At 24.2% G+C, this 14347-nt stretch carries 17 protein-coding genes and 2 tRNA genes; 9 read left to right on the top strand and 10 right to left on the bottom strand.

Features of this window, described 5'->3' with window-relative positions; all coding sequences use genetic code 11:
• The first annotated feature begins 113 nt into the window (after positions 1-113).
• The 6 genes from rnr (at position 114) to dut (ending at position 4951) form a co-directional block, all read left to right on the top strand.
• Positions 114-2306: a ribonuclease R gene (gene rnr / locus D9V72_RS02875; protein ID WP_158355336.1), complete on the top strand. Its 2193-nt coding sequence runs from the start codon at positions 114-116 to the stop codon at positions 2304-2306.
• A 164-nt stretch (positions 2307-2470) separates the two neighbouring features.
• The gene (gene rpsF / locus D9V72_RS02870; RefSeq protein WP_158355334.1) at positions 2471-2812 is read left to right on the top strand and encodes a 30S ribosomal protein S6; all 342 of its coding nucleotides are present in this window, start codon (positions 2471-2473) and stop codon (positions 2810-2812) included.
• Positions 2813-2930: 118 nt separating this feature from the next.
• Complete coding sequence (rpsR, locus tag D9V72_RS02865; RefSeq protein ID WP_158340861.1) at positions 2931-3158, top strand: 30S ribosomal protein S18; 228 nt, start codon at positions 2931-2933, stop codon at positions 3156-3158.
• A gap of 45 nt (positions 3159-3203) precedes the next feature.
• On the top strand, positions 3204-3656 hold the full coding sequence (gene rplI / locus D9V72_RS02860) for a 50S ribosomal protein L9 (RefSeq protein WP_158355332.1): 453 nt from the start codon (positions 3204-3206) through the stop codon (positions 3654-3656).
• A 45-nt stretch (positions 3657-3701) separates the two neighbouring features.
• Complete coding sequence (gene cysQ / locus D9V72_RS02855) at positions 3702-4451, top strand: 3'(2'),5'-bisphosphate nucleotidase CysQ (RefSeq protein ID WP_158355330.1); 750 nt, start codon at positions 3702-3704, stop codon at positions 4449-4451.
• A 41-nt stretch (positions 4452-4492) separates the two neighbouring features.
• On the top strand, positions 4493-4951 hold the full coding sequence (gene dut, locus D9V72_RS02850; RefSeq protein ID WP_261979234.1) for a dUTP diphosphatase: 459 nt from the start codon (positions 4493-4495) through the stop codon (positions 4949-4951).
• 12 nt (positions 4952-4963) lie between these two features.
• Here dut and pyrE read toward each other — a convergent pair whose 3' ends face one another.
• Both pyrE and D9V72_RS02840 read right to left on the bottom strand, forming a co-directional pair.
• Positions 4964-5605 carry an orotate phosphoribosyltransferase gene (gene pyrE, locus D9V72_RS02845; RefSeq protein ID WP_158355326.1) on the bottom strand — a complete coding sequence of 214 codons (642 nt, stop codon included), beginning with the start codon at positions 5603-5605 and terminating at the stop codon, positions 4964-4966.
• Positions 5606-5745: 140 nt separating this feature from the next.
• A tRNA-Ile gene (locus tag D9V72_RS02840) sits at positions 5746-5818 on the bottom strand.
• A 135-nt stretch (positions 5819-5953) separates the two neighbouring features.
• Between D9V72_RS02840 and D9V72_RS02835 the strand changes: the two genes are divergently transcribed.
• Positions 5954-6026: transfer RNA gene (locus tag D9V72_RS02835), tRNA-Asn, on the top strand.
• A 10-nt stretch (positions 6027-6036) separates the two neighbouring features.
• Here D9V72_RS02835 and D9V72_RS02830 read toward each other — a convergent pair.
• Positions 6037-6345, bottom strand: coding sequence for a DUF496 family protein (locus D9V72_RS02830; RefSeq protein ID WP_158355324.1), 309 nt, complete (start codon positions 6343-6345; stop codon positions 6037-6039).
• A 98-nt stretch (positions 6346-6443) separates the two neighbouring features.
• Between D9V72_RS02830 and sbcB the strand changes: the two genes are divergently transcribed.
• Positions 6444-7889, top strand: a complete 1446-nt coding sequence (sbcB, locus tag D9V72_RS02825) for an exodeoxyribonuclease I (RefSeq protein WP_158355322.1) — start codon at positions 6444-6446, stop codon at positions 7887-7889.
• Here sbcB and murI read toward each other — a convergent pair.
• The 3 genes from murI to mutY all read right to left on the bottom strand — a co-directional run bounded on the left by murI (position 7876) and on the right by mutY (position 10056).
• On the bottom strand, positions 7876-8661 hold the full coding sequence (murI, locus tag D9V72_RS02820) for a glutamate racemase (RefSeq protein ID WP_158355320.1): 786 nt from the start codon (positions 8659-8661) through the stop codon (positions 7876-7878). The two genes, sbcB and murI, sit on opposite strands and share 14 nt — an antisense overlap.
• 78 nt (positions 8662-8739) lie before the next feature.
• The gene (locus D9V72_RS02815) at positions 8740-8985 is read right to left on the bottom strand and encodes an oxidative damage protection protein (RefSeq protein WP_158355318.1); all 246 of its coding nucleotides are present in this window, start codon (positions 8983-8985) and stop codon (positions 8740-8742) included.
• A gap of 18 nt (positions 8986-9003) precedes the next feature.
• Positions 9004-10056: an A/G-specific adenine glycosylase gene (gene mutY, locus D9V72_RS02810; RefSeq protein ID WP_158355316.1), complete on the bottom strand. Its 1053-nt coding sequence runs from the start codon at positions 10054-10056 to the stop codon at positions 9004-9006.
• 118 nt (positions 10057-10174) lie between these two features.
• On the opposite strand from mutY, the gene trmB reads away from it, so the two are divergent.
• Positions 10175-10894 (top strand): tRNA (guanosine(46)-N7)-methyltransferase TrmB, encoded by a 720-nt coding sequence (gene trmB, locus D9V72_RS02805; protein ID WP_158355314.1) that lies wholly within the window; start codon positions 10175-10177, stop codon positions 10892-10894.
• A 10-nt stretch (positions 10895-10904) separates the two neighbouring features.
• Here the strand turns inward: trmB and hemW are convergent, their stop codons facing one another.
• From hemW to gshB, 4 genes are read right to left on the bottom strand one after another with little or no spacing between them, the layout of a single operon-like run.
• On the bottom strand, positions 10905-12035 hold the full coding sequence (gene hemW, locus D9V72_RS02800) for a radical SAM family heme chaperone HemW (RefSeq protein ID WP_158355311.1): 1131 nt from the start codon (positions 12033-12035) through the stop codon (positions 10905-10907).
• Positions 12036-12083: 48 nt separating this feature from the next.
• Entirely contained in the window at positions 12084-12764 is a 681-nt protein-coding gene (locus D9V72_RS02795) for a YggS family pyridoxal phosphate-dependent enzyme (RefSeq protein ID WP_158355309.1), read from the bottom strand.
• A 38-nt stretch (positions 12765-12802) separates the two neighbouring features.
• Positions 12803-13216 carry a Holliday junction resolvase RuvX gene (ruvX, locus tag D9V72_RS02790; protein WP_158355307.1) on the bottom strand — a complete coding sequence of 138 codons (414 nt, stop codon included), beginning with the start codon at positions 13214-13216 and terminating at the stop codon, positions 12803-12805.
• Between the two features lie 10 nt (positions 13217-13226).
• Positions 13227-14189 carry a glutathione synthase gene (gshB, locus tag D9V72_RS02785; protein ID WP_158355305.1) on the bottom strand — a complete coding sequence of 321 codons (963 nt, stop codon included), beginning with the start codon at positions 14187-14189 and terminating at the stop codon, positions 13227-13229.
• Positions 14190-14347 lie beyond the last annotated feature (158 nt).

The following is a 14347-nucleotide window of genomic DNA, read 5'->3' as shown; positions in this document are numbered from 1 at the left end:
TAAAAAGTAATTTTCATTTTAGTTAAATTCTTAATGAATCAAAAAAAATAAAATAGATTAAAAATTTTTAATATATAATTATTTTATAAAATAATATACATGGAGAAGTAAATATGGTAGTAGATCCCTACCAAAAAAGAGAAGCTAAAAAATATAAAAATCCTATTCCAAGTCGAGAATATATTTTATTATGTCTGAGAAAGTGTGAAGATCTAATAAGTCAAAAAAATTTAGAAAAGAAATTTGACATTAATAATCAAGAAGAAAAAAGAGCCTTGCGTCGAAGATTAAGAGCGATGGAGCGAGACGGTCAAGTTGTATATACTAAAAATCGTTGTTATATTTCTCCTGAAAATCTTAAAGTAGTTAAAGGAAAAGTTATAGGTCATAGAGATGGTTATGGTTTTCTTAGAACAGAAACATTAAAAGACGATCTTTGGCTATCATCAGAACAAATGAAATCTTGCATTCATGGCGATGTCATTCTTGCTTACATTGTCAATGATCATAGAAAAAGAAGAAATTCAGCAAGATTTTTAAAATTATTAGAGCCCAATAGGGTGTTAATTGTTGGTAGATATTACATTAATAATAAAATTAGATTTGTTGTTCCAGATGATACTCGTTTTAGTTTTAAGATCTTTATTTTATCAGATATTAAACAAGATATTTCCGTGGGATCTATCGTAGTAGTAAAGTTAAAACAACACCCTACAAGAAATAGGAAAATAGAAGGATGTATAGTAGAAATTCTTGGTACAGAAATGGGTACTGATTTAGCTATAGATATAGCTTTACGTACATATTCTATTCCTTCTTTATGGTCAGAAGAAATTAAAACACAAATATATAAAATTAGTAATAAAATAAATCAATGTGATTTTAAAAATCGTGTAGATTTAAGACATCTTCCTTTTTTTACGATTGATGATGAAGATGCTCGTGACTTTGATGATGCTATTTTTTGCAAAAGAAAAGAAGACTTAGAAGAGGGATGGAACTTATGGGTAGCTATTGCAGATGTAAGTTTTTATATTAAACCTAACACTCCTCTAGATAAAGAAGCATTAGAAAGAGGCACATCTATATATTTTCCTTCATTCGTTGTTCCTATGTTTCCAGAAAAAATTTCTACTGATTTATGTTCTTTAAATCCTCATGTGGAACGTTTGTGTTTAATATGTGAAATGAGTTTATCAAATACAGGAGAATTAATTAGTTATAAACATTATGAAGCAATTATATGTTCACATGGACGATTTACATATGATGAAATTTTTAAAATCTGGAATGGTGATATTTTACTTCGTGCTAAATATAAAAAAGTCTTAACAGATATAGAGAATTTATCATGTTTACAAAAAATATTAAGTCAAGATAGTATTTCTAAAAAAGGCATTTATTTTGAAAATATAGAACCTAAATTTATTTTAAATTCTAATTCTCGAATTGAAAATATTTATCAAAATGTTCGTAATGACGCACATAAATTTATTGAATCATGTATGATTTTAGCTAATATAGCTTCAGCTTATTTTGTTGAAAAATATAAACATCCTGTTTTATTTCGGAACCATGATCGTCCAAAAAAAGATAATATTATTAGTTTTCGTTTATTTTTAAATGAATTAGGATTAACATTATCAGGAGGAGATATTCCAGAATCTACTCATTATTCAAATTTATTAAAACATGTTTCTGACCGTCCTGAATATGAAATGATTCAAACAATGTTATTACGTTCTATGAAACAAGCTGTATATTCTCCAGATAATCGTGGTCATTTTGGTTTATCTTTGTCCAGTTATGTTCATTTTACTTCACCTATTAGACGTTATCCTGATTTGATATTACATAGAGTTATAAAATATTTATTAGTGAAAAATGAAAACATATCTATCGGTCATTATAATTTCGATGGTTCTTACTTATATAGTACAAGTGAAATGAAAAAAATAGGAGCACATTGTTCTATAACTGAAAGACGTGCAGATGAGGCAAATAGAGATGTAGTTGATTGGTTAAAATGTGATTTTATGCATAAAAAGATTGGTCATATATTAAATGGTGTTATTTCTAATGTGACTTCATTTGGTTTTTTTGTTCGTTTAAATCAATTCTTTATTGATGGGTTAGTTCATATAGCTTCTTTAGATGATGACTATTATTATTTTGATTCCTTAAAACTTAAATTGATTGGCAGATCTAGCAAGAATATTTATTGTCTTGGCGATACTTTACAAGTTAAAGTAATTTCTGTTAATTTACACGAAAGGAAAATAGAATTATCTTTGTATAAATCCTAATAATTTTTGTTTTTAAAACTATGAAATAGTATTGATTTTTTTAAATAAGTAAATTACTATATAGATTAATTATTTTTAATATTTATAAAAGTTCCTTGCTTCCTTAAAAAATATTTATAAAATTATCTTGTAAGGAAGCTAAATAAACCAGAAGGAGCATCGTAATGCGTCATTATGAAATAATATTTATGGTTCATCCTGATCATAGCGAAAAAATATCATTATTACTTGAAAAATATAAAAAAATTATCAGCAATGACGGCGGAATCATACACCGTTTAGAAGATTGGGGTAGACGTCAATTATCGTATTCAATAAATAAATTGCAAAAAGCACATTATATTTTAATGAACATAGAAGTCTTTCCTAAAACCATAACTCTTCTAGCAACAGAATTCCGTTTTGATAATACAATCCTTCGCAATATGATTATGTCTATGAAAAAAGCAATAGTTGAATCATCTCCTATTTTAAAATTAAAAGATGATAAAAAAGAAAAAAAATAGTTTAGTATATTCTACTATGTTTAAAAAAAATTCTTAATTAAACTTGAACTTTGTAATATATTTTATAAAAAAATCATATAAAAAATTTTATCATTTGTAATGATTTTTGGAGAAAAAAATGGCACGTTACTTTCGTCGTAGAAAATTTTGTCGATTTACTGCAGAAGGTATTCAAGAAATAGATTATAAAGACATCGCTATTTTAAAAAATTATATCACAGAAAGTGGCAAAATCGTTCCGAGTCGAATTACTGGTACTAGAGCAAAATATCAAAGACAATTATCTAGAGCTATTAAACGAGCACGTTATCTTGCTTTATTACCATATACTGATCAACATCGTTAAAATAATTTAATTTTTATATTATAAAAAAAAGGAGAATAATAAATTATGGAAGTTATACTTTTATCTAAAATTCAAAAATTAGGTGATTCAGGTTCAGTTATAAATGTAAAATCTGGTTATGCAAGAAATTTTTTAATTCCAAAAGGAAAAGCTATTGTAGCTAATAAAAAAAATATTGAATCTTTTGAAGCTCAACGTCTCGCTTTAGAACAAGAAAATATTAGTAAATTTCTTATAGCTGAATCCAGGGCTGAAAAATTAAAAAAAATAAGTTCTATAACTATTTCATCTAAAGTTGGAAAAGAAGGTAAGATATTTGGTTCCGTAGGTGTTAGAGATATTATTAAAGAAATTACATTGTTAGGTATAAAAATCAATAAAAAAGAAATTCGATTGCCTAACGGTTTGCTTCGTCAAGTTGGTGAGCACGTAGTTATTTTTCAACCACATGTCAAAGTTTCTATTAATTTTATAGTTAATATAATTTCAAAAAATTAATTTAATTAATTTTTTTTTCTAATACCTTTAAAAATATGGCGTAAAATGTTAGATAAAATTTGTGAATTGGCACGTCGTGCCGGTAGTTGTATTATGAATTTTTACAATTCTGAAAAATTTATAAACGTTTCTTATAAAGTAGATGATACTCCTATAACCAATGTTGATTATACAGTTAATAATATAATTAAAAGAGGCCTTCTATCTATTTCTCCCGAATTTCCAATCATTTCTGAAGAAGAATCATATGATTTTAAAATTTGTCGTCATTGGAAAAATTACTGGTTAATTGATCCCTTAGATGGAACTAAAGAATTTTTAAAAAAAAATGGTGAATTTACAGTAAATATTAGTTTAATTAAAAATGGATCTCCTGTTCTAGGAGTAATATATGCTCCTTTTTTTGATATTTTATATTCTTCATTTTCGAATCATGCTTGGAAAGAAAGACGATTAGGTTTAAAAGAAAAAATTAATGTTTCTCAATCAAAAATTCCATTATTAATTACTAGTCGGTCCCATTCTGATAAAGAATTAAAAAATTACTTAAAAGACATAAAAAACTATAAGTTAAAAAAATTAGGTTCGTCATTAAAATTCTGCTTAATAGCAGAAGGAACTGCTCAAATTTATCCGCGATTTGGGAATACTCATATATGGGATACTGCTGCTGGTCATGCCATTGTTACTGCTGCTGGTGGAAAAGTCAAAACATGGACGGGTGAGAATTTAAGTTATTCATTATCTTCTCGTTCTTCTTTTATCAATTCTGGTTTTTGTGTATCTGTATTATAATTTTTCGTTTAACATTCATCTTTCAAAAAATATATAATTTTATTATGAACAATATTGAAATAAAAATTTTAGATTCACGTATAAAGAAAAATTTTTCTTTGCCTTCATATGCGACATCAGGATCGTCTGGACTAGATCTCAGAGCTTGTTTAGAAAAAAAAATTAAATTGCAGTCTCAAAAAACTATTTTAGTGCCAACTGGATTGGCAATATATATTGCAGATCCTAATATTACAGCATTAATTTTACCTAGATCTGGACTAGGTCATAAAAAAGGTATTGTTTTAGGTAATTTAGTTGGTTTAATTGATTCTGATTATCAAGGTCAATTAATGATATCACTCTGGAATCGTAGCAATAAAGATTTTTATATAAATCCAAATGATAGAGTGGCACAAATAATATTTATTCCAATTATTCGACCATGTTTTTCTTTGGTAAAAGAATTTAATAAAACTTTCCGTTCAGAAAAAGGTTTTGGTCACTCTGGTCTTATCTAAGAAAAAACATTTTTAAATTCCATATTTTTCACGATATTTTATTAATTCAGGTATATGTTTTTTTAATTTTTTATCTTCTAGTAAATAAGATATTAAATCTTCAATGGTTATTATGGAAGTAATTTTATAACTTTTTTTATTTGTGAGATGATTAATGGTATATAAATTTCTTTTTCCTTTTTCTTTACGATCTAAAAGTACAAATACAGAAGAAATTTTTGCTCCTTTTTTTTCAATAATTTCAATTGAATTATGTATTGCAGTTCCTGATGTGATTACATCATCTAAAATAATAATTCTTTTTTTATTTATTTTCTCTCCAATTAAATCTCCTTTTTCTCCGTATGTTTTTTTTTCTTTTCTATTAAAAGAATATGGTATATTTAAATTATAGTGACTTTTTAACGCTATAGAAGTAGCTACAGCTATAGGAATACCTTTATATGCTGGACCAAATAACATGTCAAATTCTATTTTTGAATCTACTATAGAATGAGCATAAAATAAACCGATTTTAATAATGTCTGTGCCTGTAGATAGTAAGCCTGAATTAAAAAAATAAGGGCTAGTTCGTCCTGATTTTAGTTTAAAAATTCCAAATTTTAATGCTTGTTTTTTAAATGAAAAATCAATAAATTCTTTTTTCCAGTCCATAAAAATTAAATCCTAATTAATTGTAAAAATTTAGAATAGAATTTCACATATTAATCACTTGAATTAATATTAAAAATTAAGCATGATTTTATTTTTATTAGATAAAATATAGAGAAAAAGTTAATTTTATTTTTTCTTGATGGCCCTTGCTGGATTTGAACCAGCGACCAAGCGATTATGAGTCGCCTGCTCTTACCACTGAGCTAAAGGGCCATTTTTCTTACCCTCATACTATAAATCAATTTTTTCTAATAATCTAGAACTCTTTTAAAATTTTTATATTTTTTTAAATATTTTTTTATATATATTTGACAAATATAAAAAATTTTGATATATATATTCTTATTTTCCTCTGTAGTTCAGTTGGTAGAACGGCGGACTGTTAATCCGTATGTCACTGGTTCGAATCCAGTCGGAGGAGAAAAATATTTCTAATTAATAATTAATTTTAATTCTTTTGACAAATTTCTTTTTTCTTGAGATAATTCTGCGTTTTTAACAATATAATCATCTATTCTATCTTCATAATCACTTTTCATCATGAAAATTATCTTCTTAATTTCTTCATAATTCATGTCTGAAGTAATATATTGGCTAAGATTATCTAATAGTAATATTCTTTTTTGGTTATCTCTTATTTTTTTTTCAATATCACTTATTTCTCTTTTAATTTTATTTTTTCTTCTAAATTTATGTACAAATTCTAATACATTTTTAAACGATTTTTTTGTATCTGACATATTAAGAAGCCTTTTTATATTTTCATTCAATTTTTATTGGTTGATTTAATTTTTTGAAAGTTTAACATTTTATTTAATTATTTTATTAAAATTAGAAAATGATGCAATTTAAAAAAAATATGCCTACTTTTTTGTTTTATGATTATGAAACTTTTGGTATACATCCAGCTTTAGATAAACCTGCTCAATTTGCATGTGTTAGAACAGATATGAATTTAAACGTAATAGATAAACCGCGGTATTTTTATTGTTTTCCTCCAGATGATTATTTACCCGATCCTCAATCTGTTTTAATTACTCATATTACCCCTCAATATACAGAAAAAAATGGAACTAATGAATATAATTTTTCTAAAAAAATATATAATATTTTAATAGAATCTAACACTTGTATTCTTGGTTATAATAATATTAATTTTGATGATGAAATCACAAGAAATATATTTTATAGGAATTTTTTTGATCCTTATGAATGGAGCTGGAAAAATGGAAATTCTCGTTGGGATCTATTAAATCTACTGCGAGCATGTTATGTATTGCGACCTAGTGGTATAAAATGGCCTAAAAATAAATCAGGTTTACCAAGTTTTAAACTATCTGATTTAACAGAAATAAATAAAATTGCACATTTAAATGCACATGATGCTCTTTCAGATGTATATGCAACCATTGAAATAGCAAAACTTATTAAGAAAAAACAACCTAGACTTTTTAATTTTTTCTTTAAAATAAGGAAAAAAAATCATATATGTAAATTGATTGACTTAAAAAAATTTCAACCAATAATTTATATTTCTAGTCATTTTGGTGCTATTCGTCATAATATGAGTTTTATACTTCCCATACTATGGGATAAAAATAATAGCAATATAGTCATTGCGGTTGATTTATTTAAAGATGTTAGAGAATTAATACATATTTGTAAAAAAATATCTTTTGATGATATTTTTATTAAAAATTTATTTAATTTAGGAATAGTTTTTTTGTACTTGAATCGTTGTCCTATATTAGCACCAATTAAAACAATGCGAGAACAAGATTATATTCGATTAAATATTGAGACTTCTTTTTTTTATAAAAATGTTGATTTAATAAGAGAAAATGATTTTTTTATTAAAAATATTCAAGTTATTTTTTCTAGGGAAAAAGTTTTTAAAAAAAATTTTAATGTTGATTTAGAAATATACAGTTCTTTTTTTGATACGCATGATAAAAAAATTATAAAAATTATAAGGAATACTGAACCAGTTTTTTTAAAAAATACTAATTTTGATTTCCATGACTCTCGTTTAAAAAATATATTTTTTCGTTATCGTGCTCGTAATTTTTTTAACACGCTAGATAAAGATGAAAAAGAAATGTGGTTAAAACATTGCATACATTTTTTCAATTCAAGATTTTTAGAAGAATATCAAAAAAAAATTCAATCCTTATTAAAAAAATATTCTAATGATTTAGAAAAAGTAATATTATTGAAAAAATTATTAGATTATGTTTTAAAAAAATATAAGAAACTATTTTTTAAAGATTTTAATTTAAATTAATATATTCAATTATTTCAAATTGATATTTTTTTAAAAAAACTAATAATTTTTTAAAATTATCATTCTTTTTTGAATATAAAAAAATATTTTTCTTTATATTTAACTTAATTTCAGATTGATTGAGATAATTTTTAACTTGATATGTAATTATGTTTATCGAATCAATAAAATAAATTGATGATTTTACACATAGTATTTTTTTTATTTCTTCTCTTAATAACGAGAAATGAGTACAACCTAAGATAACAGTATCTGGACATATTGAAAGATTTATCCATGGTTTAAAAATATTTTTCAATTGTATTTGTGAAACTGTAGTACCCCGAATTTTTTTTTCAGCTATTAAAGCTAATTTATTTGTACTTATTATTTTTATAGTATTAGAAGAATTTTTTTGTATTTTGTTTTTGGTGTAAAAAGAATTAATTGTTGCTTGAGTAGCTATTAAACCAATAATTTTATTTTTAGTAATCTTTTCCGCAGTTTCTATAGCAGGAAATATCCCAATAATGGGCAAGTTAAATTTATTTCTTAAAATAGACAGAGCTACAGTACTTACTGTATTACAAGCAATAACAACTATAGTAATAGGATAAATTTTTTTTATTGTATTGATTATTTTTATACTTCTTTGAAGTATAAACCATTCCGTTTTATTTCCATAGGGAAACGCTTCATTATCTAGCATATAAACATAATTAATTTTTGGTAGATTTTTTTTTATATTTTTTAAGACAGATAGTCCGCCGACTCCAGAATCAAGTATAAGCACTGTTCGAATTTTTTTATAAAGTGAGTAATAGATATTAGAAAAAAATTTTAAATATTTAAAATTTTACGTAAATTGTTACTATATAATATTTTTATTTTTGAATAAAAATGCTTTCATATACTCTTCAAGTTTTTTACGGTCTTCTAATATTAACATATTAAGATTTTTTTCATTAATTAAAATAGTCTGTTTCTCCAGCCATTTTTTCCATGCTTTTTTTGAGATATGATTATATATTTTTTCACCTAATTCACCTGGATAAGATTGAAAATCTTGACCAATAGATTTTTTTTTTAAAAACATACAAAAAATGATACGTTTCATTATTTTAATATTCCTTTTTTAAAAAATATCTTTTTTCAAGGATTCAAGTATTTTCTCGATTGGTCGAGGTAATCCTATACGTTGAGGATTTTTAAAGTTGTACCAAATATTTTTTTCATTTGTTTTTAAAAATTCCGGAATATAGGGTATTGTAATTAAAATTGGATGAATATGTAAAATAAAATGACTAAATTTATGAAAAAATGATATCATATTTTTATATTTATTTATATTTATTTCTTTTTCTTTTAACCAATTCAAAGCTGTTTTTTTGTTATTAAATTTTGGAAAACAAAATAAATTTTTCCAAATTTCTTGTTCTATATTTTTTTTTAGCAAAATACTATTTTTATATTTGATAATAATAAACCAAGCGATTTTTTCAGGATATATTTTTTTTATATTTTTTAAAGGGTATTTTTCCCATTTTTGTGTTATTTTAGCAATGCATTCCTTATTTAATGGACAAATTATACATTTGGGTTTTTTAAACGTGCAAATTGATGAACCTATATCCATCATTCCCTGATTAAATTTGCCGGTGTTATGTATTGGTGTAACTGATTCAGTTATATTCCATAATATTTTTTCTGTTTTTTTGTCTTTTAAAAATCTTGTTATTCCATAATAACGAATTAAAATTCTTTTTACATTCCCATCTAAAATAGGATAATAAAAATTTAACGATAAAGATAAAATAGCTCCCGCTGTAGATCTTCCTATGCCAGGCAATTTGATAATATCTAAAAATTGATTAGGAAAGATTCCTTTATATTTTTCTGTAATTATTTGTGCGGATTTATAAATATTTTGAGCTCTTCTATAATAGCCCAGACCGCTCCATATATATAAAATATCATCTAATTTACTATCGCTCAAAGATTTTATATTTGGAAAGTTTAACATAAACTTTTTAAAATAAGGAATGACGGATTTTACTGTTGTTTGCTGTAACATTATTTCAGATATCCAGACTATATACAACGTTTTATTTTTTTGCCATGGCAAATCTTTTCTACCATGTTTATGGTACCAGTTTAAAACTAATTGTGAAAAAATATATTTTGTCATTATAATATAAACCATTTTTTACAAAAAATTATAAGTGTATTTTAAAAAAAATATTAATACAAAAATATTTTTTAGATAAAATATTTTAATCAATTTTAAATAAGATGCTAAATAAAATATGAAAGATAATATTCTGACTCCAAGGCATAATCCTAATGGTATCTTTTTACGTCAAATCCGTAGTTTTGTGTCCAGAAAAGGTCGTATTACTAGAGCTCAATTAAGTGCAATTCAAAAATATTGGCCTTTTATTGGTATTGATTTTCAATTAAGACCATTAAATTTATCATCTATATTTAATTGTTATGCTCCAGTTGTATTAGAAATTGGTTTTGGATCAGGAGAGTCTTTAGTGAAAGATGCGATAAATTTTCCTAATAAGAACTTTTTAGGAATAGAGGTTTATAAATCAGGAATAGGGTCTTGTTTAAATTTTGCATCTGCTTATAAGATTCAAAATTTAAGGATTATTTATTATGATGCAATTGAAGTTATGCATAATATGATTTTAGACCATACTTTATCGACTATACAAATTTTTTTTCCAGACCCTTGGCATAAAAAACGCCATCATAAGAGAAGGCTTTTAAAAAATGATTTTTTAAAAATAATTGCGAAAAAATTAATAATAAATGGTATATTACATATTGCTACTGATTCAGAATCATATGCTTTCTACATACTAAATGAAATCAAAAATATTAAAAATTACAAAAATTTATCTAAAGAAAATAATTTTATTACACGTCCTATTTCACGTATTGTAACTAAATTTGAACAAAAAGGATACCTGCAAGGTAATAAAATTTTTGATTTAATGTTTCAATTGAAACAATAGACTTATAGGTCTAGTTTAAAAATATTTCTAATAGCAAATTTAAAAAATTTTTCCCTTTTTTTGTTGTATGCCAAAAATCGAGTTCATTAATTAAAAATCCTTCTTGTATTGCTATTTGAATATTTTTTTTTATTAAACTTTCATTTAAATTAGTTTGTTCTCGAAAATGTTTCTTGTAAACTGGTTGATAAAGTCTAAAAACGTTCATAAAATATTCAAATATTTTATCTCTTTTAGATACCGTAAATATAGAATTAAGGTAATTTCCACTTAAAAAATCATTTATATTTTTGTTTTTAATAGTTCGAATAATTTTCCCATTTTTTTGAGTGATTTTTCCATGAGCGCCGCAACCTATCCCTATATAATCACCAAAATTCCAATAATTAAGATTATGTTGACATTGATAATTGAGTTTTGAATATGAAGATATTTCATATTTTTTGTATCCTGATTTTTCTAATAATTTATCTCCTTCAATTAACATGTTAAATATTATGTTTTCATGAGGCAATTTTATTTTTTTTGCATAAAATGAGGTGTTAGGTTCTATAGTTAGTTGATACCATGATATATGGGATGGATTATATTTAATAGCATATTGTAAATCTAATAATGCATCTTCTAGTGATTGATCAGGTAAACCATAAATTAAATCTAAATTTAAATTATCATTAACTTTCTTTGATTCTATAACTGCACTTATTACTTCTTTTGAAGTATATGTACGTTCTATTTTTTTTAATAAATTTGAATTAAACGTTTGGACACCTAGAGAAAAACGATTAACACCAGCATCTTTATAATGCATAAAACGTTGATATTCTAAAGTTTTAGGATTAGCTTCTATGCTGATTTCTGCATTTTTAGAAATCATGTTTCTTATTTTTATACCATGTATTAGTTTTTTTATAGAGTTGCTCTGCAATAAACTAGGTGTTCCACCTCCAATAAAAATAGTACTTATCTTTCTATCATTAATTAAATGTAAATCTTTTTCAAAATCTTTCAATAAATGTTCGATATATTTTTTTTCGGGAATACTGTCTTTGCTAACATATGAATAAAAATCACAATATCCACATTTTTTTAAACACCAAGGAATATGAATATATAGACTAATGGAAGGCAATTTAAACATAATATTAATTTCATCTTTTTTAGATTAAATTTAAAAAAAAATAAATATTTATCTATTAAAAATATCACGTCCAATTCTTATCATGTTACTTGTAGCGAATAATGATTCTTTTATATCAAGACTAGTGCCCAATGATAAAGTATCAACGGAAGAATATTTTCTTTTTAATTGATTAAATATAATTTTTATTTTTTCATATTGAAGATTATTTGCAATGATATTGTTTTTCATTAAAGGCATTGCCATAATTCCTCTTAAATTTAAGTTAGGCATTAAAGAAATTATTTTTGCTAGTTTTTGAAATTGATCTGTATCAATATCATTTTTTGTTGATTTTTTATCATAGTTAATTTGTATTAATACATTTATTGGAAGCAAATTTTTTGGTCTAAATTTATTTAATAGGATAGCTATTTTTTCTCGATCAATTGTTTGACACCAAGAAAAATTTTGCGCAATTTTTTTAGTTTTATTAGACTGTATTTTCCCAATAAAATGCCATTTAATATGTTTATATTGCTGTAATTTTTTTATTTTAAAAATGCTTTCTTGCAGATAATTTTCTCCGAAATTATTAATTCCTGATAATATTGCTTGTTCAATAGTATTAATATTTTGATTTTTACTTACGGCTATTATTTTTATTTTTTTTAACGGAAGATTATTATCCTTGATAATATCTTGTATTTTTTTTTTTATAAATTGATAATTGCAACAAATTTTTTTCATATTATTCTCTTATAAATATTTTTTTAAATGACTATATTTTAAAAAAAATTTTGACTAAACCAACTTTCTAATATAATTGTAGCAGCAAAAGAATGAATTTTTTCTGTTTTTAATCCTTTAAAACCATCTCTTTTAAATATTATTGATTTCGCTTCCACAGTAGTCAAACGTTCGTCATGCATTTGTACAGTAACATTAAAATTACATTTCAATAAATTAGCAAACTTTTCTGACTTATTAGTCATGTTTTGTTTGGTTCCATTTATATTTAATGGCAGACCTACTATTATGAATTTAGGTTGCCAATATTGAATTAAATTATTTAGAATATTCCAATTTGGATCACCATTTTGAGCTTTTAAAACGTTTAAAGGTCTTCCTTTTTTAGTTATACTTTCTCCTACAGCTACTCCAATTTTTTTTATGCCAAAATCAAATGCAAGTGCTATCATTTTATGATCTCTAATGTAATATTTTTTTTTCAATATAATCTAACAACATTCCAGTAATAGAAATATTTTTTGCTGATTCAATTTCACAAATACACGTTGGACTTGTAACATTAATTTCTGTTAGTTTATTACCTATTACATCTAATCCAACAAAAATTAACCCTTTTTTTTTCAAGATAGGAGATAAATAATTTGCTATTTTCCAGTCCATTTCACTTAATGACTGTATTTTTCCTTTTCCTCCTAGTGCTAAATTAGCTCTTGTTTCTCCAGTTGGTGCAATTCTAGCTACACACCAAGGAATGGGTTTTCCATTAACAATTAAAATTCTTTTATCACCAAATTTTATTTCTGGTAAATAATTTTGAATCATGCAATATTTTTTTCCATATTTTGTCATTGTTTCAATAATAACTGAAAAGTTAGGATCATGTTTTTTGATGCGAAAGATACTAGCTCCTCCCATTTTATCTAATGGTTTTATTATAATGTCTTGATGTTTTTTCCAAAATTTATGTATTTCAAAAACATTTCTTGTAACTAAAGTATCAGGAGTTAAATCAGAAAACCATGATATGAACATTTTTTCATTACAATCTCGTAAACTTTGAGGTTTATTTATTATTAAAACACCTGTTTCTTCTGCACGTTCTAGAATATATGTTGCATAAATAAATTCAGTATCAAATGGAGGATCTTTCCGCATTAAAATCACATCTAATTCGCTTAAAGGAATATTTTCTTCTTTAATGAATTCATGCCATTTTTTTATATTTTTTTTTAATTTTATTAAACGAGTTCTTGCATATGGATGTCCTTTTTTTAAAAAAATATCATTCATTTCCATATAGTAAATGGCATGATTTCTTTTTTGAGACTCCAGCAAAATAGCAAAACTTGAATCTTTTTTAATATTAATCGATTCAATAGAATCCATTAATATTCCGATTTTTAAATTTGTTTTTTTGTACATGTATTTTATCTTAGTAATTGAATGATTTTTTATGAGTAGATAATAATTTTTTCAGTTAAGTAAAATCAGTAAAACATTTATATATTTAGATCTAAAATAATATTATTTTAATTATTTTTTTAAAATATATTGATAAACTTATTTTTATAAAATTTTTT

The sequence above is a fragment of the Buchnera aphidicola (Macrosiphum gaurae) genome (genome assembly GCF_005080965.1).
Lineage (GTDB): Bacteria > Pseudomonadota > Gammaproteobacteria > Enterobacterales > Enterobacteriaceae > Buchnera > Buchnera aphidicola_S.
The sequence above is the reverse complement of the archived record's forward strand: the minus strand, read 5'-3'. Positions and strand labels throughout refer to the sequence as shown.